Here is a 22,883-nt window from a genome sequence, read left to right as displayed (position 1 = left end):
GGCTAACAGCATCCATGGTGGCCAGATTAACTGAGACAAACCCCAGAAATCCGTAGGTGGCCAGGTAAGTTGCGAAAATGGCCAACTAAATTGAGAAAGGACAAAGTCCGTCGAATTCGCACCAGATGCGATTCGCCGGATTCAGCTTTACATAAGGTCCGTTATCGGCGTTCGGAAACTAGCTCGTGGGAGACGCTGCAGGCTTTATGCCTTCGCGTTGGGATGGCGGGCCTGCGACTCGCCGGCGGTGGCAGTGGCAGTGGCGGAAGATGGTGCTTCCTTGATGCCGACTTGTAGGACCGCCCGAAGCAGCCCTGGAAATTGCGCTTCGAGGTCCGCTGCTCGCAGCGAGTTGAGTATGGCGGTGCCCCTATAGTGCTGTTCGATCACGCCGGCTTCGCGCAGAACTCGGAAGTGATGCGTGGAGGTTGATTTGCTGACCGGTAGCTGAAAGGCGCTGCAGGCTTGCTCGCCTGGGACGTCCGCCAACTGACTCACAATCTGGCGTCGTATTGGATCCGACAAAGCGGAAAGGACCGCATCCAGCTGCAACTCGCCCCGGCTGGGGTGGGCAAGGGTGCGCACTTTTATATCGATCTCCCTGGTTTTGCCCGTTGACTCTGAACTCATTGTACGATAAATCTCGTACTACGAAGGGTGTCGTACTTGCCTTTTGGCTTAGGATAGAGCGCATGTCATTCAGGCTGGGAAACCTTGGCCTCCAGCTGTGAGCGCTTCAGTCCCCCAACCAAAGTCAGTGTCCACATAATTCACTCGTTACCGGCCATCCGGCTATACCAATCGATTGGGTAAGTGCTTAAGACCGGCACCGTCCACGAATCTAAGGAAATTACCATGACGAACCTCAACCCGCTCTGGTCGCCCCTGCAGATCGGTTCTACGCAGTTGGCCAGCCGTGTGGCCCTGGCCCCAATGACCCGTATCAGCGCAACTGAGGATGGGCTGGTGACCGAGAAGATGGTCTCCTACTACGAGGCTTTTGCCCGGGGCGGCTTCGCGTTGCTAATCTCTGAAGGGATCTACCCTGACAGCGCTTACAGCCAGGGCTACTTGTACCAGCCTGGCCTTGCCACGGATGATCAGGCCCGGTCCTGGGCCACGGTCGTCGACGCCGTCCATGCAGCCGGGTCCACGATATTCGCCCAGCTCATGCACGCCGGGTCGCAGGCGCAAGGTAACCGCTTCAGAGACAGCACGATCGGCCCTTCCGCGGTCGCCCCCAAGGGGGAGCAATTGGACTTCTACCGTGGCGAGGGCCCCTACCGGGTGCCCGTGGAAATCACCCGTGAGCAGATGGAGGAAGTTCGCCAGGGCTTCGTAGCCGCTGCGCTGCGCGCCAAGGAGGCCGGGTTCGACGGTGTGGAAATACACGGCGCCAACGGCTACCTGCTGGACCAGTTCCTCACGGACTACCTCAATCTTCGCACCGACGAGTACGGCGGCTCCGCGCAGAACCGAGTGCGTTTCCCCGCGGAAATCGCCCGCGCCGTTCGCGATGCCGTCGGGCCGGACATGACCGTCGGCATCCGGATTTCCCAGTCCAAGGTCAGTGACCACGACCACCGGTGGGCCGGCGGGGCCGAGGAAGCGGAAGTGATCTTCTCCACCCTGGCCGCCACGGGCGTCGATTTCCTCCACACCACCGAGTACAAAGCCTACGCCCCGGCCTTCGGCGACCAGGGCCCTTCACTGGCCGCCCTGGCCAAGCAGCACTCCGGGCTGCCGGTGATCGCCAACGGCCACCTGGATGACCCCGAGACTGCAGTGTCAATGCTGGTTGACCACGCCGCCGACGTGGTGGCCCTGGGCAAGGCGGCCCTGGGCAACAGGGACTGGCCTGACCGGGTCAAAAACGGCCGGCCACTCGATGAGCTGGACGCGAGCCTGTTTGCCCCGGTGGCCGACGTCAAGGACTGGGAGCTCGAACTGCTCTCCTGACCCTCCACAGTGCCCCTGCCTCGCCCGTTCGGTTCAGCACGAAACAGATCGAGGGCAGCAACTACTAGAGCCATTAAATGACGAGTACCTAGGAGACCCGATCCGGGAGCTGGGGCAAAGCAAGCACTGCTTGGACTGTGAACACATCTCCCGCGCCGCGCCACGCCACACATCCGAGCTTCCTCGCTGCTCAGTTTGTCCTGACGGTGTCTGGACAATTACACAGACGCGGGCTGGCAAGCCCGCAGCCGTCGTCGGCGCAGGTGACGTGACTGTGCAGGGCGGGTCTCCTGAGGGTACAAGCACTAGAATCGCGGGCTTTGCCGCATGCGAGGCATCTCCGGTTTAGGGCCGGGTGAAGTTCAGGACGTCAGTTGACTCAGGATTGCGGTAGCCATAACTGAGGCTTGTCCCTGTGCCGGAACTCTTGATGGCCAGTTCCGCGTCTGTGGCTTGATTGTTTATGTCTAGGATCAGCACTCCAGGACGACCGGTGGCGTCGGGGAGTGTGGTCCAAGTGCCGGTTACGAGCTCGGCCGATGTCCAGTCAGCGAGTGCCTCGTGGCGGGTGGCGCGGAAAGAGGAAGTACGCGTTCCGGCAGGTGGTCAGGTGTTCCTTGCGGTCCAGGATCTGTCCCGTCATCGCACCCCAGGTCGTGACCGTCGACGCGGTTGCCCTTGCCCCCCGGCCCTGGACACGGACGCAGACCTTCGCATCCTTCTTCGAATATCAATACCCGCGCACCGCGGGTGGATCACTTCCATCTCGGATCACCCTTCCCAGTCGTTTCGGCAGGAATCAAGGTGCATGCGTTCCGGGGAGGGCGGGTAAACCAACAAATCTGACATTCGTGCTCAAAGGCAACAGTCCACGGTCCCGCGGACAACAAAGCTGTGCCCTCCACCGCCAAACTAGCCCACAGGCTCACCGGCACCATAGAAGAATCGGGGTCGACCGAAACACACACATCAAGTGTGTCCCGAGAGCGTCTGGCAGCACCAGAGATCCCGGGGAAGAGACGTGGCGCGGCCAAATTTTCCGTCCCCACGGCGGAGCGAAGCGCCCCTCAGAAACCATCCAAGTGCTGCTCCCCCTCTGATGGGGGCTTTGGTGCGGCGGCCGTCCCGCGGACAACGGCGGGCGCTCTCTGTCGTCAATCACTTGGCGTGGCCGGGAAGCGTCCACTCGAAGTCACGCGGGAGGAGTTGCCCATCGTCTGGATTGAACGGAAGGATCCTGAAAGTTCCCGCGTTAGGATCCACTAACCCGTCCGTGGTCATCCGCATCCCGGACCACACGCCCATCCTGCACAGCCCCGGATACTGACGGGCGTGATAGACCTCATTGCGCGTAACGATGACCAAGTCACCCCTGCTCTGAGTGCCTTTCGCTTCAAGGTAGAGCCGCTCGGTATCCCTGACCGCGCCGGGGCGCCCCACCGTGGTCATGCGGCGTGGCCGGGAAGCGTCCAATCGAAGTCACGCGGACGGAGGTGCCGGTCGTCTGGATCGAAGGCAAGAACCCTGAAGTCCCCCGCCTCAGGATCCACTGCGGACGCCCGCCTCGAAAACCCCCAACGGACTCAATCAACTGGTGTCCAGGCTTGCACTACACGGCGGCGTTGGCGCCGCTTCGTTCTGACATCCTGTTGATCCCCTCAGGCGACAGCGCGCAGTCGATGGCCATGATCCCTGCGCCGAGAACTCCCGCTTTTTCGCCGGCTTTTGAACGGTTGATCGAGAGGTGCTCGGTCGCGATGGGTTTAGACCGTGCATACACGACCTCCCGGATGCCAGCAATGAGGTGTTCCCCTGCATTGGCAAGTGAGCCGCCAATGCTTATCAGCGAGGGGTTGAAAAGTGTTACGCAGGTGGTGAGAACCTCTCCGATATCCCGCCCCGCTTGACGAAGGGCTTGTATGGCGAGCATATTTCCAGATATGGCTGCGGTCACGATGTCTTGAACGGAGTGTGTATCGAGACCCTGGTCACGCAGTTTTGTGGCAATGGCACTGCCTCCGGCGATTGCCTCTAAGCAGCCGAAGTTTCCACAGGCACATAGGGCGTCGTCGTGGGCAGCGAGTTGGATATGGCCGAGGTCGCCGGCCGTACCCCGTGCTCCTCTTTGCAACTGCCCTTCGCTAATGATCCCGGAGCCGATACCGGTCGAGACCTTTACGAGGATCATAAAGTCGGCTTCCGGGCCGGCGACGGCTCTTTCTCCCAGCGCCATGACATTGACATCGTTGTCGACGAGGACTGGAACCTCGAAGCGGGAACGCACGAACGCCGGTACATCGAAGTTGTGCCAGCCGGGCATGATTGGCGGATTTTTCGGACGTCCGCTTTCATGTTCAACCGGCCCGGGGAGGCCGATCCCGATCGCCACGAGGTCGCTTTCTGGTCTTCCCGCTTCATACAGTAGCCGCTCGGCCACATCGAGGAACCAAATAAGTACTGGTACTGGTCCTACGCCTATATCCAACGTCTCCTTGTGCTCGGAGATGACGGTCGATCCAACGTCGATCAGGGCGACAGTACCCTGGGTTGCCCCGAACTGGGCAGCTATCACGACGCGTGCTCCTGGGTTCATCGCAACCAGGGCGGACGGACGGCCGCCTGTGGAAGAAGTCTCTCCGACCGGTGAGACCATGCCGAGACTGAGAAGCTCGTCGAGCCTCAGAGCTATCGTCGATCGTGCCACTCCTGTGGAAGCCGCCAATTGGCTCCGGGTGCGCGGTACACCGTCGCGCAGTAGCTGGAACAATTCGCTGGCGCCCAGGCCAGGGGGGATGTTGCGCCCGATCATCATGATCCTTTCTTGAGGCGGCAGTCGGTCCGCGATGCGTACTCACCAAACTCTTTGGGATAGATCGACACTACAGCAACTTTCATCGACAGCAATGGAGAAAAGGCGCCTCCCACACCACATAAAGTGTTGCATCTCACATAAGAAGCCGATACGCTCACAGCTAATGACGATATTCGTCATAAGTTGCCTAAGGAGTCCCACGGGTCCCCGGCCCGGGACAGGGAGAGGCAACGGTCCTGGTCAACGTAGACCGCCTGAAAGGGAACTAGAACATGAGAAGATCAGCCGCAGTCGCTATGGTCGCATTGGCGTCAATCACTTCACTACTCACCGGATGTAGCTCGGACACTGGATCCGGTGGTGCCGGGTCCACCGGATCGGGAGACCCGCTGGCCAACGTCACCGCCAAAGAGCTCATACCCAGCGGAATAGTCGGCCTGGGTCCGAACGGCGTCAAGTCAGGCACTCTCGATCAGATCAAACTGACTGACGACGAAGTAGCTAAGGCAAGGGAACGCAAGTTCCGCGTGGGCATTGTGATGCAGACCATGAACATCGAATGGTCGACCGAGCAGGTACGGGCGATCAAGAACCGGCTCAAGGAATACAACGCAGAAGTGATCGGTGTTGTTGACCCCAACTTTGATGTCACCAAGCAGGTTTCCGGCATCGAGAACATGATCCAGCTGAAGCCTGACGCCATTATCAGCATCCCCGTTGATGACACGGCAACAGCCGAGGCCTACCGCAAGATTGGCGCCGCGGGTATCAAGCTGATCATGATGGACAACGTCCCCAAGGGACTTAAGTATCCCGACGACTACCAGGGCATGGTGTCCTCCGACAACCAGGGAAACGGCGCAGTCTGCGCTCAGGCCCTCGCCAAGTTCATCCCGAAAGGCGGCACAGTCGGCGTGCTGGACTTCGGTGTCGATTTCTTCGTGACTAAGGAACGCATGAAGGGATTCGTTGATTGGATGAAGGCGAACCGATCCGATATAAAGATCAAGACCACCGAATTCCTCGATCCCGCGAACTCCGGGAAGGACGCCGGAAACTTCCTCACCGCCAACCCTGATGTGCAGGGAATGTTCACGGAATGGGAAGTCCCCGCCGTGGGCATTGACCAGGCGTTGCGCGCCCAGGGCAAAAACGTCCCGATCACCGCAGTCAATATTGCATCCGACGTTGCCATGGATCTGGCAACAGGCGGAAATATCAAAGCCCTAGGCGCTCAGGTGCCCTACGACCAGGGGCTTGCTGAAGCAGATATGGCCATCAAGGTTCTTCTGGGCGGCAGCGTCCCTAACTGGGTTGCCTTTCCTTCGGTTCCGGTGCTCCAGAACAACGTCCTGGATGCCTGGAAACAGGTCTACCACCAGGACCCTCCTGCTGAGCTCGTCAAAGCCAGCCAAGCCACTAACGGCAGCAAATAATCGCTGCCCCACTGTACTGACCACAAGCACAACAAAGGAGTAGTAATCGTGGAAATCATTCAGGACCACAACGGAGTACCCGCTAAGCACGGTAGAGCATTCGTCAACGGTGTGCGGCTGCATTACACAATCGCCGGTGAAGGTGAACCGCTGTTTCTGCTGCACGGGGTGCCGAAGACCTCCTACCACTGGCGCCGCGTCATCCCGCTGCTGACCCCGTACTACACGGTCATCGCCCCAGACCTTCGGGGCCTCGGCGATTCGGAGCACCCGCAGGACGGGTTCGACATGAAGAATATGGCAGAGGACATCGCACAGCTGGCCACACACCTCGGATACGAGACCTTCAACCTCGTCGGAGAAGACTGGGGGGCTTCGACCGCCTACCAGGTCGCAGCTCAGTACCCTGAGCGGGTCAAGAAGCTCGTATACCAGGAGATGATCCTCCCCGGATTCGGGCTCGAAGATTACTCCTTCCTCACCCGTGAAAACGTCAGCACCTATGTCTGGCTCTGGCACATCAACTTCTACAGCGTCCCTGACTTCCCGGAACTGTTGATCACAGGTAAGGAACGGGAGTACTTCAATTACTTCATCAAACATGAAACACACAACCCGCAGGCCATCACCCCTGACGCTCTGGACGAGTACGTGCGCTGCTACTCGTCGCCTGGTGGATTGAGGAGCATGCTCGCGATTTACCGCGCAACACTCGATGATGCTGATCAGAACCGCGAGTCAGCAAAGACAAAACTTAAAATGCCCGTGCTGGCCGTCGGAAGCGAGTACTTTATCGGCGCAGACAACGAGCGGCAGATGCGAGAAGTCGCTGAAGACGTTCGCGGAGTCATCCTGCCGTGGGGGCACCAGCTTGCAGAAGAAGACCCTGAGGCCCTGGCGGCAGCCTACCTGGACTTCTTCGGTCGCGAATAACTTCCGCTCGGGCACAGAACGGAGCAGCAATCGGCGGCTCTGCGCCCGCAACACCTCGAACCACGGCCTGACCCCATTCCGGGCCATTGGCAGTGACGCGGCCCAGTCCGTGTCCTCTCTCCGTGGAGGTTGCGACGAAAGTCGGCTATCCGGCTATTGCCTGGGCGGCGGCGTAGCCGCCCCAGGCGGCGTCACCAGCGTCAGGGATGTGATTATCGCACCAACGGCGACATGGCCGTTTCCCGGGCATTGTCGGGGCCATTCGGAAAGCAGACTACGACAGCTGACTCATGGTGGAACTTGATTACTATGACGGCCATCCTCGAGAGGCAGCCGAAATCAGTAGGAATGACCTCAAGAATCTTTTTACCCAACCCACACCGGATTTCACCGGGTAATGCGCATCCCGCACCAGGCCTGCCCACAAGAGAAGGAAAACACGGATCATGACACGCAGTAAGAAGAGAATTGCCGCAGGCGCAGGTCTGCTCACCGCCTTCGCGCTCCTCCTTTCAGGATGCTCGTCCGACGCCTCCGACGGCACATCAAGCGCTTCCGACGGGAAAGCTGTCGTGGTAGATGCCGCATCGATCGCCCCGGCCGGCATCGTCGGCAAGGGAAAGAACGGTGAGGAACCAGCCCTCGTCGACAAACTCCAACTCAGCGACGCGGACAAAAAGAAGGTCGCTGACGGAAAGTTCTCTGTGGGCATCTCGATGAACACCATGGACATCGACTGGTCCCGTTTGACCATCGAAGGCATTCAGAAAACACTCACCGGCCTCGGCGTGCAGGTCGTCGGCGTGACCGATGCGAAGTTCAAAGTCCAGCAGCAGATATCTGACCTTGAAAACCTCATCACGAAGAAGCCTGATGCCATCATCAGCATCCCCACGGACGATGTGGCCACAGCCGCGACGTATAAAAAGGTTGCGGCTGCCGGCATCAAACTGATCTTCATCCACATGCCGGCGTCCGGCCTGACATATCCTGCCGACTACCAGGCTGTGGTTGCTCCGGATAATCAGGGCAACGGCGAAATTGCGGCTGCGGGGCTCTCCAAGTACATTCCGCAAAACGGCGCCGCCGGGATCGTGGATTACGGTGTGGACTTTTACACTACGAACCAACGCACCCTGCGTGTCACGGAGTGGTTCAAACAAAACCGCCCCGACGTCAAGGTAAAGACCGTCAGTTTCACAGACACCAACGCGGTCGGGCCCGTTGCTGCCAACTTCATGACCGCCAACCCGGACGTCAAGGGCCTGTTCGTCATCTGGGACTCCCCGGCAATGCAATCCGTTGCTTCCCTCCGGAACGCGGGCGTGAACATCCCTATCACCACCATCGACCTGGGAACAGAGGTTGCGGTGGAAATGGCCAGCGGCGGATACATCAAAGCGATCGGTGCCCAACAGCCGTATGACCAGGGAGTAGCGGAAGCGCTGGCCGCGGCCAACGCACTCATCGGGAACAAGGTCCCTGCCTGGGTTGCCCTTCCCCCTGTGGCTGTGACTCCCGGCAACCTGCTTAAGAGCTATGAGTCGATCTTCCACACGAAGCCGCCACAGGAAGTCCTCGACGCCTGCAAGTCTTCAGGCATCTGCGGCTAGCAATTCAAATGACCAGAAACCGTACGCGGACTACAGGAAGGATAAGGGCATGAATGCTCACGCCGAAGCGATTCCAGTCGAACACCCCGCAGGTGAAACCGTTCTCGTAGCCCAGGGAGTAAGTAAAGCATTCAACGGAATATACGCTCTCAAGGACGTCGACTTTGAGTTGCGGGCGGGTGAAGTCCATGCCCTTCTCGGCCCCAATGGAGCCGGTAAGTCGACACTCATCAAGATCCTTGACGGGGTGCAGCCCCAAGACGAAGGAACGGTTGAGGTCGACGGGCGGGAACGCTCCCACTCTGACATCGCGACCGTCTTTCAGGAATTGAGCCTCGTTCCGTGCCTCTCGGTGGCTCAGAACATTTTCCTCGGCAACGAAATCCGTAACGCGCTCGGACTCGTTCAGAAGAAGAAAATGAACAGCATCGCGAAGGAACTCACCGACAGCCTCGGCCTTCATCTGCCCCCGGAAGAACTGGTCGAAAACCTCTCGGTGGCATCGCGGCAACTCGTTGAGATCGCCAAAGCCATACACCGTGACGCCCGCGTGCTCGTGCTCGACGAGCCCACATCCACCCTGACTAAAGCGGACCAACTGCTGCTTTTCAAGAGCATCCGGGACATTCAAAAATCCGGCGTGGGCATTATCTACGTTACTCACCGCCTGACCGAAGTGTTCGAACTCGCCGATCGCGTGACGATCATCCGAGACGGGCGGAAAGTACTTACGGCGGACGTAGCCGACATGGAGATGCAATCTCTGGTCCGCGAAATCACTGGGACCGAGCCGGATGAGCCCGGCCCGGCGAAGGAGGATTTCGACCGCTACACGCACCCGGAGCTGACGACCACTTCGTCGTCCGGGCCGAAACTGCAGGTTTCAAGTCTGGCGGGCGACCGGTTCTCCAACATCAGCTTCACGGCTTCTGCCGGTCAGATTGTCGGCATCGCCGGTCTGATCGGAACGGGGCGGACAGAGCTGCTGGAAACGATCGGAGGTGTGCGCCGGGGCACAGCAGGAGAGATCACGCTCGATGGTCGTTTCGTGCGTTTTAAGCACCCGTGGGAAGCATTGCATGCAGGGGTCGCACTGGTGCCCGAGGACCGGCACCGGTCCGGCATAATCCTGCAGCACTCGATCCAACGTAACCTAACGCTCGCCCACTACAAGGCCTTGCGTAAAGGCGGGCTGGTCGACAACAAGGCCGCGCGCACACTGATTCACGGACTGGTGGACACGCTCCAGGTGAAGACGAGCTCCATCGACAGCCCTGTACAGTCCCTGTCCGGCGGAAACCAGCAGAAGGTCGTCTTCGCCAAATGGATGCAACCAGGGATGCAGGTGCTTCTCCTGGACGAGCCGACACAGGGCGTCGACGTGGCGGCGAGGCAGGAAATCTACCGGGTGATTCATCGCTTCGCAGAAGAGGGGGCCGCAATTGTTGTTGCCTCGTCGGACTTCGTCGAGCTTCAGGAACTTTGCGACGAAATCTACTTCATGACGTCCACCTCGATGAGCGAGCCGGAAAAAGTAACAAGCGATACGACTGATCAATATATCTATTCAAGACTCAACGAGAGGGTTCTAGAGAGCCATGAGCGCGACCAATACTAGATTTGTGCGGCCGCTGTGGAGCGGCAGATCAGCGGGAAATTTCATCCGCGAATATTTTGTCTACATCGCACTGGTGGCGTTGGTGGCGTTCTTCTCGATCGCCTCTCCGGTGTTCTTCAGCGCCCAGAACTTCGCCAACGTCGGCCGACAGACAGCCATCGTGTCGATCATCGCCGTCGGTGTGACCTTTGTCATCGTCAACGCACAGATCGACCTCTCAGTAGGCAGCGTTTTCGCCCTGTGTGGAATGGTTTCCGGCCTAGCCCTGCAGTACATCTCCAACTTCTGGCTCCTGGGAGCGCTGGCCGCCATTGCGGTGGGAGTGATATTTGGATTCATCAACGGCTTACTTACCGTCAAATTAGGGGTGCCCAGCTTCCTCGTAACGTTGGGCATGCTTGGTGTTGCACGCGGAATCGCCTTGATCATCACAGATACGCGACCTGTGCTCATCGCTAATCGTCCGTTCTTCAGCATCTTCGGTGACAGCAACATCCTTGGAATTCCAATAGCCGTCGTCTGGACGGTGGTAATCGTTGCCCTCGGGGTCATAATCCTCCATAAAAGCGTCTTCGGCCTGCGGGTCTTCGCCACCGGAGGCAACCCCCAGGCAGCCCGCTTCACGGGCGTAAACACCCAGCGCACAATCATCCTTTCCTTTGTCATCACCGGCGGGCTCGTCGGACTGTCCTCCCTCCTTTTCACCGGAATAGCCCACGCGGCACGTCCCGACGTCGGCGTCGGGCTCGAACTTGACGTCATCGCGGCAGTGATCCTTGGCGGCGTGAGCCTCTTCGGTGGGCGCGGCACCATTATCGGCGCCCTCGCAGGCTCCCTGATCATCGGCATGATGAACAACGGCCTTGTACTCATGGGCGTGGATTCCTCGGTCCAGCAGATCATCAAGGGACTCATCATCATCGCTGCCGTTTCGCTCAGCAAGAAGTAACAGCGCCAAGAAATCGAAGGGAAATCACCAGCAATGTCATCAAATACATCGGCACCCCGTTCGTTCTTTCAGGTAGGTCAGAACGAGACCGGAGCCTGGAGCTTCATCGACCCCCAGGGCAAGCCGTTCATCTCTCTCGCGCTCAACCACCTGGACGACTCTGACCTTCGCTACCCGCACAACGTAGAAATCTTCGAGCGCAAGTACGGCACACGCGAAGCCTGGACCAAGGGAGTTGTCCGGGATCTGCAAGAACTGAACTTCAATACCATCGGTTGGACCTCCCAGTACATCAGCGGCGGATGGGGGGAAGCGCTGGACTGGTTCGGCGACCCGGTCGATCTGGGCCACTCCTCCCCGTGGCCGGACCAGCATCTACTTGACTCCGGATTCCCGTACGTTGTGCAGATCCGTGCGCAAGAGATTGAAGACTGGAACGGCCACCCGGCGTTCAGGGACGTCTTTGGCGAAGACTTCCAGAAGTATGCCGACTGGATAGCCCGCCGTATGGTGTCCGATCACAAGAACAGCACGAACCTCATCGGTTACTTTCTCGTTGACATTCCCGCTTGGCTGCCCCACGCTGCCGGCAGATTCTGGCCCGGATTCGAGGGCCTGACGCAAGAAGAACACGATCATAAACTGTTCGACGTGGCCACGCAGTACTACAAAACAATCACCGAGGCCATCCGGCGCTACGACCCCAACCACCTGATCCTCGGGGACCGGTACAACGGCAATAAAGGCATCCCAGAAGCAGCCCTGCGCGCAATGGTCCCTTTCATCGATGTTCTTTCCGTCCAGTACTTCACCGGAAAGTCCGACGAAGAGTACTCCACGATGATTGAAGACCTCCGTGGTTGGCACGAGCTCACGGGCAAGCCGGTCGTGATCGCAGACATCGGCAACTGGGTCCCCACGGAGATGAACCCGCACCGCACGAGCGATATGGAGACCCAGGCCGAACGCGGTGCAGACTACGCCAACGGCTTGGCTCGAGTCGCCGCCGAACCGTGGATCATCGGATGGCACTGGTGCGGCTACATCGAAAATCTCGGCCGCGGCTGGGGCGTCAAGGACCCCAACGACGAGTTCTACACAGACATGACAGACCAGATCCGTGAGGCAAACGAGAAGGCTCAAGCAGCCGTCGGCGAACGCTGATACAGAAAGCGATACAAGAGATGCAAGAAATCAAAGTAACCTGCGCCTGCTCACCGCCCGCCGCACCGACCTGATCTGTGACCGGGTCCGGTCCATAAACCGCCTCCGGGCCACACTGCTGGAATATTTCCCGGCACTCGAGCGGGCGTTCGACTACTCCAAGAAGGCGCCCCTGATCCTCCTGGGCGGCTACCAAACCCCGGAGGGCATCCGCCGGATCGGACTGACCCGGCTCACGGGATGGCTGAGGAAACGTGGCTGCCGGAACAGCGTCGCCATGGCAGTAAAAGCCGTCGACGCCGCGAACGCCCAGCACACAGTCCTGCCAACCCAGAGCACAGGCTCGGCCCTGGTCGTTCGTCTGGCCGAGCAGATCAACAGCATCGATGCGGAGATCCTGCTGAGCATGCCCGGATTCGGGCCCGTGCCGGGCGCCACGTTTCTGGCCAACACCGGCGGTGACCTGAGTACTTTCGAAACCGTCGAACCAAAGTCTGAGGTGTACTACTGATGTGAGACACAGTTTGAAAGGATTGTGCCCATGTCTGCTCGACCAACCTATTCCGATGAGTTCAAAGCCGATGCCGTTGCGCTGGTGATCTCCTCGGGACGTTCGCCGGCTTCGGTTGCGCCGGAACTGGGGATTGGCATGGAGCAAATGCCGACCGGCGAAGCCTTTCTAGTCGCTTTGTATCAACTCGGAGTCCGGTTCGGCCCATTCGAGGGCGGCGACAATGTGTCCCTCGTTGGGTAGTGCTTTCTGTTCGGCCGGGGGAAGTTTGTCGAACGTGTAGGCGGCAATGGCCATGGGTGACGTGGAGCGCCCGAGGCTGTAGCGGACGCTGCGGTCATTTTTAGTGCCGCAGATGAGGATGCCGATGGTTTCGTTGTGGTGGTCGCGTCGGAGCACGTCGTCCACGAGGGCGACGTAGAAGTTGAGTTTCCCGGCGAATTCGGGCTGGAACTTGCCGGTCTTAAGTTCGATGACGACGTACCGGAGCTGCTCGATGTGAAAAAACAGCATGTCTACGTAAAAATCGTCCCCGTCAACATCGAAGTGGACCTGGCGGCCGACGAAGGCAAATCCTGGGCCCAGTTCTCGGAGGGTTTCGGTGATCCTGCTGGTGAGGGCATTTTCGAGGTCGCGTTCCGCCACTTCACCGGAGAGGCCGAGGAATTCGAAGTTGTAGGGATCCTTCGCCACCTGTTGAGCAAGCTCGGAGTCTTGCGCAACAAGCTGTTGCGCGAAATTCGAGGGTGCTGCTCCTGTGCGTTCCAAGGTCTTGTTCATGATCATGTTCATCAGGACGTTGCGGGACCACCCGTACTCGACCGCCGCCGATGCGTACCAGTTCCGGTCCTTCTGGCTCTTGACCTTGTCCAGTAGCACAGTGATGTGGCCCCACGGCAATTGCGCAACAGCCTGTTGCGCAATTGAGGTCCCCGTCCAGGCTTTGGCGAAGGTGGTCATGTACTGGAGGTTTCGGGGGGAGAATCCCTTCATCTCGGGGAACTCCGCACGAAGGTCCTCGGCCAGTCTTTTGATGACACCACTCCCCCAGCCCTGGATGTCCTGCTGTGCACTTACGTCGTTTCCGATGGACCAGTACAGCGCTATGAGTTGGGTGTTGACGGTCCGTAGCGCCTGTGTGCGGGCGGCGCGGACGCGGTTCTTGAGCTCGCCAAGGAGGTCGGTGTAGCCGGTGGGGAGGGCGAGGTCACGTGCGTCAGTCATGCGTTTGATCCTATCGATCAAGGGCCGCCCGAAACGGCAATACTGGCGGTCCTCCGTTACGCAGCGCCACCCCAGGACGGTCGGCGCGACCGGTCAGCCTGCTGCTGATCGCAGACGGCCTGCTGGGCAGGAGCCGGGCTTGGCGCAGGCGCCAGTCGTGGGTGTCTTCTGTTCTGTGGGCTTTTGTCCGCTGTTGACTTCCGGGCCTGTTGTTCGAAGTTGGACCATGGCACGCTGTTCATCAGGCCAAGGGTCGAATGTTCGTCGCTGTGTCTGCGTCGCGCACTTCTTTTTGGCTCTGATCAATTCGGCGAACAGGTCAGCGTCCTAGCGTGGGGCCGCGGCGGCCTTGTTCGGGTCCGGCGCTGGGTCCGCGGCGTGCAGCCTTCCGCTGTGTTTCCTCCGCGACTTGGTCTTCCTGGGCCTTACGGATCTGGGCCAGTTTCTCGGCAAAGTCATGGCTGGCCGCAGGCTGCTTCTGTCGTGCCGCGGCCAACCGGTCCTGCCATGACTTGTTGGCTTCCTCGCCAGCAGCTTCGCCGGTGGAGCGCTCTGCCTCCCTGCGTGAGGCAATGTCCTTCAACGCCTCGTTAACGGCTTCCGGAGCCTGCTCCGGCGCCTGTTCACTCTGGCGTGCTTTCAGGTTCTCCCGGACCTTGCGGGCCGTAGCGGCAACGTGTTCATCCCGTTCCTGCTCCGGCGTCAGGGTGACGTCCTGGGAGCGTTCCTCGCGCAGTACGTCCACGACACGCTCTGCCGGAGTTAGCTCGGTGGCCACCGTTGCCTGGACCTCGGCGGCCTCGGCCATGAGCTTGGCGTCGTCGGGCGACAGCGGCTCCTTCGCGGTCTGTGCGGAGTATTTGTGCATGGCTGTCACGCGGGCGGCCAGCTCGGCACCGGTTCCCTTTTCGGTGTACTCGGCGGGCAGGACTGTCGTTTCCGTTTCCGGGATCCGGTAGGTGTCGCGGAAGGACTTGACTTCCACAGCCAGGTCCCGCCACTGCTGCTGCTTTTGCGTGTCCGACGGTACGGGCCCGAGTGCTTTGGCCCATGCCGGCGGTTCTGCGGCCAGCTGGGATCCGAGCCGGTTGACCTCCTGGGACATGACTTCGCGGCGTCCTTCGAGTTCCTTGCGCCATAGGGCCGGGGTGTCCTGGTGGGTGATGACGTCGGCTGGGGCCATCCATGCCGGCAGGCCGTCCGGGGCCGTGGCCGTGGCCGCGGGTTCGGGCAGTCGGCGGCGCAGCATCTGCTCTGCTTCGATCCGGCGGAGGATCTGATCGGCTGCCTGGACGCGGGGTGCGTTCTCGTCGCGGGTGTAGTTGGTGACCGCGCCGCGTTCGTAGGCTTCGTCTGCGCGGATGGGCTCAGGCATGAGCTTCCGCAGTGCCTTCTCTTTCTGGAGGGATCCGGCGCAGTGGGCGGTGCGGCGGCCGAGATCCTGCGGAGGATACCGGCCTTCTATGTGGGTTCTTCGGGAACGGCTTCGACGATGTAGTCCGCCGTGGCCACGGTTTCTTCTATGCTGCCGGCAGCGGCGAGGTTTCCCCCGATGACCTCGGAGGCCCCTTCCGGAAACAGCCCGCGGGCCTCGAACCCCCGAGCCTGTTCGACGAGACGGACATGCGCCCGCTCGGCTGTCTCACCGTCGACGTCGCCCAGCGCGACTTTGTAGCCATGCATCGCCAGGACTTGGGCGATTCCCTGGCCATGTAGCCCGAGCCGACAACGGCGGGCGGTTCTAATGGTGTCTATGCTTGTCATGAAGATCCTCCTAGGAAAGATGGTTCGGGCAGATCGGATGGACCGGATCGTTTTAACGGATGGTGTAGCCTCCCGTCTATGGCAAGCGTGTGTGCCCGGTGATCATGGAGGCGGCGTCAGTGTTCACCTCGGTCCGGCCGGGTCGCAACGTTTGGACGCTACACGTGATCCCATGGCCGTCTCTACGGCTAGACCGTAAGTAGTACTTTGCCGATATGGGTGCCCGAGTCGAAGTAGCTGTGGGCGGCAGCCACCTCCGCGAGGGGAAAGGTCTTGCTTACGGGCACCTCGACCGTACCTGCAGCCACGAGCGGCCAGACGTGCTCGGCCAGAGCGGCCATGATGGCCGTTTTCTCTTCGACGGGTCTCGATCGCAGCAGCGTGCCGATCACACTGGCGCGCTTGGCCATCAGGGAGCGGATGTCGAATTCGGTTTTCGCTCCGCCTTGCAGGCCGATGACGACAAGTCGGCCGGAAAAGTTCAGGGCGTCGATATTGCGGGACAGGTACTTTGCACCGACCACGTCGAGGATGACGTCGGCGCCCCGCCCGGCCGTAGCTATTTTGATTTCGGCGACAAAGTCCTGGTCGTTGTAGTTGATCAGGATGTCAGCGCCCAGGCCCGCAGCCGCATCCAGCTTTTCCTGCAATCCTGCCGTGACGGCTACGTTGGCTCCGAAGGCCTTCGCCAGCTGGATGGCAGTGGTTCCTATGCCGCCTGCTCCGCCATGGATCAGTACTGTCTCGCCACAAGCGAGCCGCGCCGACATAAAAAGGTTGGAATATACGGTGGCCATTGTTTCTGGCAGGGCTGCAGCACTCACCAGGTCAATGCCGCCCGGAGCCTTCAGAACCTGGCCTGCAGGAACGGCGACGTGCTCCGCATAGCCACCGCCGATGAGGAGTGCGACAACTTCATCGCCCGCGGAAAAATGTGAGACTCCATCCCCGAGAGCCGAGATGGTGCCAGATACTTCCAGGCCGAGGACATCACTGGCCCCGGCAGGAAGCTTGTAGTTGCCTTCGCGCTGCAGTGTGTCTGCGCGGTTGAGCCCGACGGCAGCCACGTCGATGAGCACCTCGCCGGGGGCAGGAACAGGAATGGGGATCTCGTAAATTTCAAGTACTTCCGGACCTCCCGGCTTACTTGCGCGCACTGCTCTCATTTGGACCTCCAGTAAGTGCCTGCAGCCCGGGTTTCGGCCCGGAGAGCGTTGTTCTTGGATTTCGAGCGTGGGACCGGGAAATCAGATTCCTGCACTGCCCCCGTCTTCCCCCGCACACGTACAGTGTTTGGCCAGTGACAAAACCGGATCGATCGTCGAGAAAATGAAGCACGCTGTTGGCGATGTCTTCGGGCTCCATGGCTGGTCGAGGTCGCCAACCTGGCCGAGCAGGTCCAAAGACTCACCGCCTTGGTCCTCTACGCGGTCATCCGGCGGCGACGGCACGGATTTCGTCGGCGATGGTCTTCCCGAGCAGTGCGGTGGTGCCGCTGCCGCCCAGGTCAGGCGTGAGCGAGAGGTCCCCCCTTGCAAGGACGTTCTCGAAGGCGCGCACCACCGCGGCAGCCGCGGCGCCCTCGCCAAGATGCTGCAGCATCATTGATGCGCTCCAGATCTGGCCGATGGGGTTCGCGATGCCCTTTCCAGCGATGTCGGGGGCTGATCCGTGGACAGGTTCGAAGAGGCTCGGGAACCGGCGCTCTGGGTTGATATTGCCGCTGGGTGCGATGCCGATAGTTCCCGTGCACGCCGGTCCCAGATCGGAGAGTATATCTCCGAAGAGGTTGCTAGCCACGACCACGTCGAACCGCTCGGGATGCAGTACAAAGTTCGCTGTGAGGATGTCGATGTGGTAGCTATCGGTCCTGACGTCGCTGAAGTTTTGCGCCATCACGTCGACCCTCTCGTCCCAGTACGGCATGGTGATCGCGATGCCGTTGCTCTTGGTTGCCGACGTCAGGTGCTTCTTGGGACGGCTGGCGGCGAGGTCGAACGCGTATTTGAGGATGCGGTCCACCCCGATCCTGGTCATGACTGTCTCCTGGAGGACGGTCTCCCGGTCGGTCCCTTCGAACATCCTGCCGCCAATGCTGGAGTACTCACCCTCGGTGTTTTCCCGGACGACGTAGAAATCAATTTCCCCGGGAACCCGGTCCGCCAGAGGGCTCTTGACGCCGGCCAGTAGCTTCACGGGGCGCAGGTTGACGTACTGGTCGAAGTGGCGTCTGAACTGCAGGAGGCTTCCCCACAAGGAGATATGGTCCGGGACGGTTTCCGGGGAGCCAACGGCGCCGAAGAAGATGGCATCAAAGCCGCCGAGCTGATCGAACCAGTTCTCGGGAAGCATCTTTCCGTGCTTGAGGTAGTAATCGCCGTTGGCATAGTCAAAGACTGTGGTCTGCAGCTTGAAGTCAAAGGCTTCTGCCGCGGCTTTGAGTGCCCTGACCCCCTCGGGGACAACTTCCTGCCCGATTCCGTCACCGGCTATTACGGCAATTTTGTGGGTCTCTGTCATGGTGGGACTTTCTTGTTGGGGCAAAGGTGCAAGGCCTGTTGGCACCGAGTGGTGCGTTGCGCTTCTCTCACACCAGTGTATGGATGAAGAACTGTAGGACACCTCTTTCTCTGAGAGCAATAATGCCTTGGCTGGAAAGCCCCCAAACTGAAGGTAAATTTGAGCAACGTAGATTATCTGAAGTTCTTTGAACAGATCTCCCGACTGCCCGAAACCATCACGGTCCTGTACGCGTTTCACGTCGTGAAACTCGCGGCCGGGACCCCGGCTAGAAGTTACCCTTGCCTGGCAGTGCTACCAGAAGCTCAGCAACATCTAACAGTCAGACCGGAACGGGGCCGAGAACTCGTCAACGAGGTCATCGCGTCATTCCCGCCCTGCCCGATCCCCGAAGTCGCCCGCCTCGCCCGCACGGTCAAACAATGGAAGACGGCGATCTTGGCCTACTTCGACACCAACGGATCGTTCAACGGACCCACGAAAACGAACAACGGCATTATCGAAACCACCCGCCGAATCGCACGCGGTTTCCGCAATTTCCCCAGCTACAGAATCAGATGTCTACCCGCCGCCGACGGCCACCGACCGTACCGGATGAAACAGACCATCCATGCCTAAATAGGAAGGGCCTGTTACGGCAGTTGATGCGACGCCTTCAAATAGTGTCATCGGGCGGAAAATACAGAGTCGCGGCGGGCCGCATACACGGGCCGCCGCGACACCAGATACTTCAAAAGTTCAATCAATCCCTGGGGCGAAGTCAATCGAACATTCTCGATCGGTTCCGACTGGGCTGCTGAATGTAGTTACGGCGTCTTAGTATCCTCGACTATTGCGCCGATCTTGTCATGGGAAGTCTTGATAATTTCACGAAAGTCCTCTGGCCCGGCATACGCGGGCTCTACACCGATGTTCGCGAACTGCTCGATCACCTTGGGATTTTCCAGAGCCTGAGAAAATGCCTTGTCCAGAATCTTGAGGTTTTCTTCGCAGACCCCTGCCGGCGCCGCCAATCCTGTAAATACGTCATATTCCACGTCTGGCCAAACCTCCGAAGCGAGCGGTACATCCTCGTACCCCTTGATCGGGCTGCTGCCGACGTTAACGAGGGCGCGCACTGTACCGGCCTTCATTTGTGCCATCGCTTCAAAGGACTGTACTGCCGCGCCCTGAACATGCCCGCCGAGCAGCGCAGTTACAGATGGGGCTGCGCCTTCAAAAGGGACGTTCTTCGTCTCGATACCGGCAGCGGATGACAGCGCCGTCATCGCAACGCTGGCGGTACCAAGAGTATTAGCGCTAGCGTATTTGAACCCCGGGTTCTCTTTCATGTACTTCAGCCACTCATCGATGGTCTGCCAGGGCGCATCGTTCTTTACAAGAAGGACCTGCGGTGACGATACTGCCTGCACCACGGGCTGCAGGTCGTCCACTTCGTATGGCGTCTCCGGCAGGTGAGGCTGTATGGCCAGACCCGTACTCGTGACCGCGGCCAAGGTGTAGCCATCCGGTTTTGCGTTGGCAACTGCGGCAATACCAAGCGTAGAAGAAGCGCCCGGTTTATTGGTCACAATGACCGATGGTTTGTTCGGGAGATATTCCTTAGCGGCATCTGCCAGCGCCCTTGCAACGGTGTCCGTTCCACCACCTGCAGCATATGGGACAACGATTTCTATCGTCTTTGAAGGAAAATCATCGCCTTCACAGCCGCTGGACCCGGAAGCAGCCGAGTCTGCCTGGGAACCGCCCAGGTTGGACCCGGAGCACCCCGCCAAAGCGAGAGCCATGACGAGCGCCGGAGCTATAGTCTTTCTTTTCAATGCATTCCCCTTATATTTTCCGTTTGAAGAACTGTCTTATGAGTAATAAAAGTTTTTTCGACCGCCCTAACATCTATGCCGCACTTTCCCGGCATCTGGTGAAGTCAGTCAATCTTGGTTGACTCCACTTTCGTTTTTTCATCAGTCGCAGGTTCTGTTTTTTTAGAAAGCTGGAGGCGACGGCGCTTCCACAATTTCTGGATAGCCGGCAAAAGTGCCACGATGAAAAACATCACGATCAATGTAGCCGAGATTGGGCGTGTGAGAAACCCGGTAGCGTCGCCGTCGAAAATCCTCATCGACTGGCGAACTGAACTTTCGAGCAACCCGCCGAGAACAAATGCCAGCACCAGCGGCCCGGCGTCAAAGCCGAATTTCTTCATCAGATAACCGAGGACGCCGAAGACGATTACCAGCACCATGTCGAAGATGCTGTTACTGATCGTGTAGACACCCAGTAACGTGATCAGCGCGGTAATAGGCGCGAGTATGCCTTCACGCACCCGGAGGATTTTAACGAAAATTCCAACGAGGGGGATGCTCATTATCAGCAACAGGATGTTCCCGATGAACATCGAGTTGATTACTCCCCAGAACAGGTCTGGGTGTTCGGAGACGAGCTGCGGACCGGGGGTGATCCCTTGGATCAGGAGAGCGCCAAGCATGATGGCCATGGTGGCGTTCGCTGGGATACCCAGGGTGAGAAGTGGGATGAACGACGACGTTGCTGCCGCATTGTTTGCAGTCTCCGGTCCGGCAACGCCTTCGATGGCTCCGCGGCCAAACCTTTCGGGGTTCTTTGCACGCCGCTTCTCAATGGAGTAAGAGACCATGGACGATAACGTAGCCCCGCCGCCCGGCAGGACTCCCAGTGCGAAGCCAAGAACCGAGCCGCGTCCCATGGCGCCGGATGCCTGCTTGAGATCCTTACCAGACGGCCAGACGTTGGCCACTTTGGCGGGGACTGAGACCCTCTGGTGTCGCTGTTCGATGTTATAGATAATCTCGCCGAGGCCGAAGACCCCCATCGCGATGGCAATAAAGCCGATGCCTTCCATGAGTGCCAAGTTGCCGAAGGTGAACCGTGGAGCGCCTGTGAAGATGTCGCGGCCTACAGTCGCCAGTAACAGTCCGACTGTGGCTGCAATGACGGATTTCAGCTTGTGGCCATTGCCGACGGTTGCGACCAGGAGCACACCAAGAACTGTCATTGCGGCGTATTCAGGCGGACCGAAATCTAAAGCGTACCTAGCTACGATCGGAGCAAATAGCGCTAGGCCGAAAATTGCCAAGGTGCCACCGATAAAAGATCCGATGGCTGCAATACCGAGCGCAGTGCCCGCTCGTCCCTGTTTGGCGAGGGCATAACCGTCGAAAACCGTCACCACAGATGAGGCCTCCCCCGGCAGCCGGAGCAATACCGAAGTAATGGTCCCCCCGTACTGGGCACCGTAGTAGATTCCTGCCAGCATGATGATGGCCGTCACCGGTTCCATGCCGTAACTCAACGGCAGCAGGATGGCAATCGTGGCGGTAGGTCCGAGCCCGGGGAGCACGCCGATCAGCATCCCAATGGCTACCCCTATAAAACAGTAGAGCAGGTTTACCGGCTGCAAGACGACGCCGAATCCATTAATCATCGGATCGAGAAAGTCCATATCAGTTCCTTAAAACAAATGCGGCAATGGAACGCCAAGTAGGAGGACGAAGATCGCGTAGAAAGCAGCGACGATGCTCACGCTGAGCAACGAAGACATTCGCCACGTCTCCTTGCTGAGAAACCGAAGCCAGGCGAAAGTCAGCACTAGAGACGGAATCTCGAAACCAATCACGGGAAGCAGAAACACGAAGGCCACAAGACCTGCCGTACCCGCAAGAACCGCCCAACTGGCGCCGGAAAATTTCTCGACGTCGGTAATGCGCCGCGCCAATAGTGCCAGAGCCACCGAGAGGGAGATCAAAACGACGGAGAGAATGAACGGCCACATACCGCTGCCGGGCTCCGACGGCGTCCCCAGACCCAGCGCGAGGGCTCCCGCCATGCAACTTAGCCCAATGGCGCCCACCAGCACCGCGCTGGACACGTTCGCCATCGGTCCGGCCGCCGGCGGCTTGTCCTGTTCCCACAGTGCAGCGGCCTCTTCGGACGGCAGATTAACGGCAAGTGGATCCTGGTCTCCTGAGCCGCCTACATGACTGTTTCGGGACGTCACCTAGCACCGCCCTTCAAGCACCGCACTGATCAGCGGCTGCCTCCGGTCCGCCGAGCGGGGTACCCAACGACGGTCATCGACCAGCGGGCTGCACAGCCAACCGAGGGCAGTGCATGGCGTCTTTGACATCTCTTGTTCCTTCGAGCTTGACGACTACAACCCCGTCCCTTGGTGTGAAGACCGCGGCTACTGCCCAGCAGGCAAAAGCGGACTTGCCAAGGTGCGGTTGGTGAGCCACGTGATATGGATCACCAGGGTTCTTGTTGTCACTAAGATTGCCAGCCCCCTACCCATAAAGTCCAATACTCAATTCGTACAAGAGTCGGAGGAATTTTTTATAACCAGTG

General features: G+C 59.4%; 20 protein-coding genes and 1 pseudogene. 10 read left to right on the top strand and 11 right to left on the bottom strand.

Going from position 1 to position 22,883, the window contains the following annotated elements:
• Positions 1 to 204: 204 nt before the first annotated feature.
• A complete protein-coding gene (locus NG697_RS19660; RefSeq protein WP_256470924.1) occupies positions 205 to 630 on the bottom strand; it encodes an ArsR/SmtB family transcription factor in 426 nt (141 codons plus the stop codon).
• A 225-nt stretch (positions 631 to 855) separates the two neighbouring features.
• Between NG697_RS19660 and NG697_RS19655 the strand changes: the two genes are divergently transcribed.
• Positions 856 to 1,959 carry an oxidoreductase gene (locus NG697_RS19655; RefSeq protein WP_252564130.1) on the top strand — a complete coding sequence of 368 codons (1,104 nt, stop codon included), beginning with the start codon at positions 856 to 858 and terminating at the stop codon, positions 1,957 to 1,959.
• Positions 1,960 to 2,566: 607 nt separating this feature from the next.
• Here the strand turns inward: NG697_RS19655 and NG697_RS19650 are convergent.
• Both NG697_RS19650 and NG697_RS19645 read right to left on the bottom strand, forming a co-directional pair.
• A pseudogene (locus NG697_RS19650) lies at positions 2,567 to 2,724 on the bottom strand (IS110 family transposase); the annotation flags it as partial.
• Positions 2,725 to 3,568: 844 nt separating this feature from the next.
• Complete coding sequence (locus NG697_RS19645; RefSeq protein ID WP_252609267.1) at positions 3,569 to 4,771, bottom strand: ROK family protein; 1,203 nt, start codon at positions 4,769 to 4,771, stop codon at positions 3,569 to 3,571.
• A 272-nt stretch (positions 4,772 to 5,043) separates the two neighbouring features.
• Here NG697_RS19645 and NG697_RS19640 point away from each other — a divergent pair, with 272 nt between their 5' ends.
• The 8 genes from NG697_RS19640 to NG697_RS21440 all read left to right on the top strand — a co-directional run bounded on the left by NG697_RS19640 (position 5,044) and on the right by NG697_RS21440 (position 13,238).
• Complete coding sequence (locus NG697_RS19640; RefSeq protein WP_252564133.1) at positions 5,044 to 6,207, top strand: substrate-binding domain-containing protein; 1,164 nt, start codon at positions 5,044 to 5,046, stop codon at positions 6,205 to 6,207.
• Between the two features lie 48 nt (positions 6,208 to 6,255).
• Positions 6,256 to 7,140 (top strand): alpha/beta fold hydrolase, encoded by an 885-nt coding sequence (locus tag NG697_RS19635; RefSeq protein WP_252564135.1) that lies wholly within the window; start codon positions 6,256 to 6,258, stop codon positions 7,138 to 7,140.
• Positions 7,141 to 7,586: 446 nt separating this feature from the next.
• Positions 7,587 to 8,753, top strand: coding sequence for a substrate-binding domain-containing protein (locus NG697_RS19630; protein WP_252609265.1), 1,167 nt, complete (start codon positions 7,587 to 7,589; stop codon positions 8,751 to 8,753).
• Between the two features lie 49 nt (positions 8,754 to 8,802).
• On the top strand, positions 8,803 to 10,371 hold the full coding sequence (locus NG697_RS19625) for a sugar ABC transporter ATP-binding protein (protein ID WP_252609263.1): 1,569 nt from the start codon (positions 8,803 to 8,805) through the stop codon (positions 10,369 to 10,371).
• On the top strand, positions 10,352 to 11,320 hold the full coding sequence (locus tag NG697_RS19620) for an ABC transporter permease (protein ID WP_252609261.1): 969 nt from the start codon (positions 10,352 to 10,354) through the stop codon (positions 11,318 to 11,320). Before NG697_RS19625 ends, NG697_RS19620 begins: the two co-directional genes overlap by 20 nt.
• Before the next feature lie 33 nt (positions 11,321 to 11,353).
• Positions 11,354 to 12,484: a glycoside hydrolase 5 family protein gene (locus tag NG697_RS19615; RefSeq protein WP_252564143.1), complete on the top strand. Its 1,131-nt coding sequence runs from the start codon at positions 11,354 to 11,356 to the stop codon at positions 12,482 to 12,484.
• Entirely contained in the window at positions 12,441 to 12,995 is a 555-nt protein-coding gene (locus NG697_RS19610) for a hypothetical protein (protein ID WP_252609259.1), read from the top strand. The genes NG697_RS19615 and NG697_RS19610 overlap by 44 nt, the downstream gene beginning before the upstream one ends.
• 30 nt (positions 12,996 to 13,025) lie before the next feature.
• Entirely contained in the window at positions 13,026 to 13,238 is a 213-nt protein-coding gene (locus NG697_RS21440; RefSeq protein ID WP_374209954.1) for a transposase, read from the top strand.
• On the opposite strand, the gene NG697_RS19605 is transcribed toward NG697_RS21440, so the two are convergent.
• The 5 genes from NG697_RS19605 to NG697_RS19585 all read right to left on the bottom strand — a co-directional run bounded on the left by NG697_RS19605 (position 13,164) and on the right by NG697_RS19585 (position 18,503).
• Positions 13,164 to 14,219: a PDDEXK nuclease domain-containing protein gene (locus NG697_RS19605; RefSeq protein WP_252609257.1), complete on the bottom strand. Its 1,056-nt coding sequence runs from the start codon at positions 14,217 to 14,219 to the stop codon at positions 13,164 to 13,166. The two genes, NG697_RS21440 and NG697_RS19605, sit on opposite strands and share 75 nt — an antisense overlap.
• A gap of 319 nt (positions 14,220 to 14,538) precedes the next feature.
• Positions 14,539 to 15,594 carry a hypothetical protein gene (locus tag NG697_RS19600; RefSeq protein ID WP_252609255.1) on the bottom strand — a complete coding sequence of 352 codons (1,056 nt, stop codon included), beginning with the start codon at positions 15,592 to 15,594 and terminating at the stop codon, positions 14,539 to 14,541.
• Positions 15,595 to 15,680: 86 nt separating this feature from the next.
• Positions 15,681 to 15,983 (bottom strand): 3-hydroxyacyl-CoA dehydrogenase NAD-binding domain-containing protein, encoded by a 303-nt coding sequence (locus NG697_RS19595; RefSeq protein WP_252609253.1) that lies wholly within the window; start codon positions 15,981 to 15,983, stop codon positions 15,681 to 15,683.
• A gap of 188 nt (positions 15,984 to 16,171) precedes the next feature.
• Positions 16,172 to 17,149, bottom strand: coding sequence for an NAD(P)H-quinone oxidoreductase (locus tag NG697_RS19590; RefSeq protein ID WP_252609251.1), 978 nt, complete (start codon positions 17,147 to 17,149; stop codon positions 16,172 to 16,174).
• Positions 17,150 to 17,414: 265 nt separating this feature from the next.
• Positions 17,415 to 18,503 (bottom strand): tartrate dehydrogenase, encoded by a 1,089-nt coding sequence (locus NG697_RS19585; RefSeq protein ID WP_252609249.1) that lies wholly within the window; start codon positions 18,501 to 18,503, stop codon positions 17,415 to 17,417.
• Between the two features lie 159 nt (positions 18,504 to 18,662).
• On the opposite strand from NG697_RS19585, the gene NG697_RS19580 reads away from it, so the two are divergent.
• Entirely contained in the window at positions 18,663 to 19,121 is a 459-nt protein-coding gene (locus tag NG697_RS19580; RefSeq protein WP_252609247.1) for a transposase, read from the top strand.
• 188 nt (positions 19,122 to 19,309) lie between these two features.
• Here NG697_RS19580 and NG697_RS19575 read toward each other — a convergent pair whose 3' ends face one another.
• The 3 genes from NG697_RS19575 to NG697_RS19565 form a co-directional block, all read right to left on the bottom strand.
• Positions 19,310 to 20,323, bottom strand: a complete 1,014-nt coding sequence (locus tag NG697_RS19575) for a Bug family tripartite tricarboxylate transporter substrate binding protein (RefSeq protein ID WP_252609245.1) — start codon at positions 20,321 to 20,323, stop codon at positions 19,310 to 19,312.
• Positions 20,324 to 20,427: 104 nt separating this feature from the next.
• Positions 20,428 to 21,981 carry a tripartite tricarboxylate transporter permease gene (locus NG697_RS19570; RefSeq protein ID WP_252609243.1) on the bottom strand — a complete coding sequence of 518 codons (1,554 nt, stop codon included), beginning with the start codon at positions 21,979 to 21,981 and terminating at the stop codon, positions 20,428 to 20,430.
• Positions 21,982 to 21,990: 9 nt separating this feature from the next.
• Positions 21,991 to 22,536 carry a tripartite tricarboxylate transporter TctB family protein gene (locus NG697_RS19565; RefSeq protein WP_252609241.1) on the bottom strand — a complete coding sequence of 182 codons (546 nt, stop codon included), beginning with the start codon at positions 22,534 to 22,536 and terminating at the stop codon, positions 21,991 to 21,993.
• Positions 22,537 to 22,883: the final 347 nt, after the last annotated feature.

Origin of the sequence: Pseudarthrobacter raffinosi, from assembly GCF_023913835.1 — a bacterium.
Lineage (GTDB): Bacteria > Actinomycetota > Actinomycetes > Actinomycetales > Micrococcaceae > Arthrobacter > Arthrobacter raffinosi.
The sequence above is the reverse complement of the archived record's forward strand: the minus strand, read 5'-3'. Positions and strand labels throughout refer to the sequence as shown.

What these genes read in the sequence shown, in the direction of transcription:
- NG697_RS19660 (WP_256470924.1), bottom strand. Translation starts at nt 630, where the DNA reads ATGAGTTCAGAGTCAACGGGCAAAACCAGGGAGATCGATATAAAAGTG.
- NG697_RS19655 (WP_252564130.1), top strand. Translation starts at nt 856, where the DNA reads ATGACGAACCTCAACCCGCTCTGGTCGCCCCTGCAGATCGGTTCTACG.
- NG697_RS19645 (WP_252609267.1), bottom strand. Translation starts at nt 4,771, where the DNA reads ATGATGATCGGGCGCAACATCCCCCCTGGCCTGGGCGCCAGCGAATTG.
- NG697_RS19640 (WP_252564133.1), top strand. Translation starts at nt 5,044, where the DNA reads ATGAGAAGATCAGCCGCAGTCGCTATGGTCGCATTGGCGTCAATCACT.
- NG697_RS19630 (WP_252609265.1), top strand. Translation starts at nt 7,587, where the DNA reads ATGACACGCAGTAAGAAGAGAATTGCCGCAGGCGCAGGTCTGCTCACC.
- NG697_RS19625 (WP_252609263.1), top strand. Translation starts at nt 8,803, where the DNA reads ATGAATGCTCACGCCGAAGCGATTCCAGTCGAACACCCCGCAGGTGAA.
- NG697_RS19620 (WP_252609261.1), top strand. Translation starts at nt 10,352, where the DNA reads ATGAGCGCGACCAATACTAGATTTGTGCGGCCGCTGTGGAGCGGCAGA.
- NG697_RS19615 (WP_252564143.1), top strand. Translation starts at nt 11,354, where the DNA reads ATGTCATCAAATACATCGGCACCCCGTTCGTTCTTTCAGGTAGGTCAG.
- NG697_RS21440 (WP_374209954.1), top strand. Translation starts at nt 13,026, where the DNA reads ATGTCTGCTCGACCAACCTATTCCGATGAGTTCAAAGCCGATGCCGTT.
- NG697_RS19605 (WP_252609257.1), bottom strand. Translation starts at nt 14,219, where the DNA reads ATGACTGACGCACGTGACCTCGCCCTCCCCACCGGCTACACCGACCTC.
- NG697_RS19600 (WP_252609255.1), bottom strand. Translation starts at nt 15,594, where the DNA reads ATGCCTGAGCCCATCCGCGCAGACGAAGCCTACGAACGCGGCGCGGTC.
- NG697_RS19595 (WP_252609253.1), bottom strand. Translation starts at nt 15,983, where the DNA reads ATGACAAGCATAGACACCATTAGAACCGCCCGCCGTTGTCGGCTCGGG.
- NG697_RS19590 (WP_252609251.1), bottom strand. Translation starts at nt 17,149, where the DNA reads ATGAGAGCAGTGCGCGCAAGTAAGCCGGGAGGTCCGGAAGTACTTGAA.
- NG697_RS19585 (WP_252609249.1), bottom strand. Translation starts at nt 18,503, where the DNA reads ATGACAGAGACCCACAAAATTGCCGTAATAGCCGGTGACGGAATCGGG.
- NG697_RS19570 (WP_252609243.1), bottom strand. Translation starts at nt 21,981, where the DNA reads ATGGACTTTCTCGATCCGATGATTAATGGATTCGGCGTCGTCTTGCAG.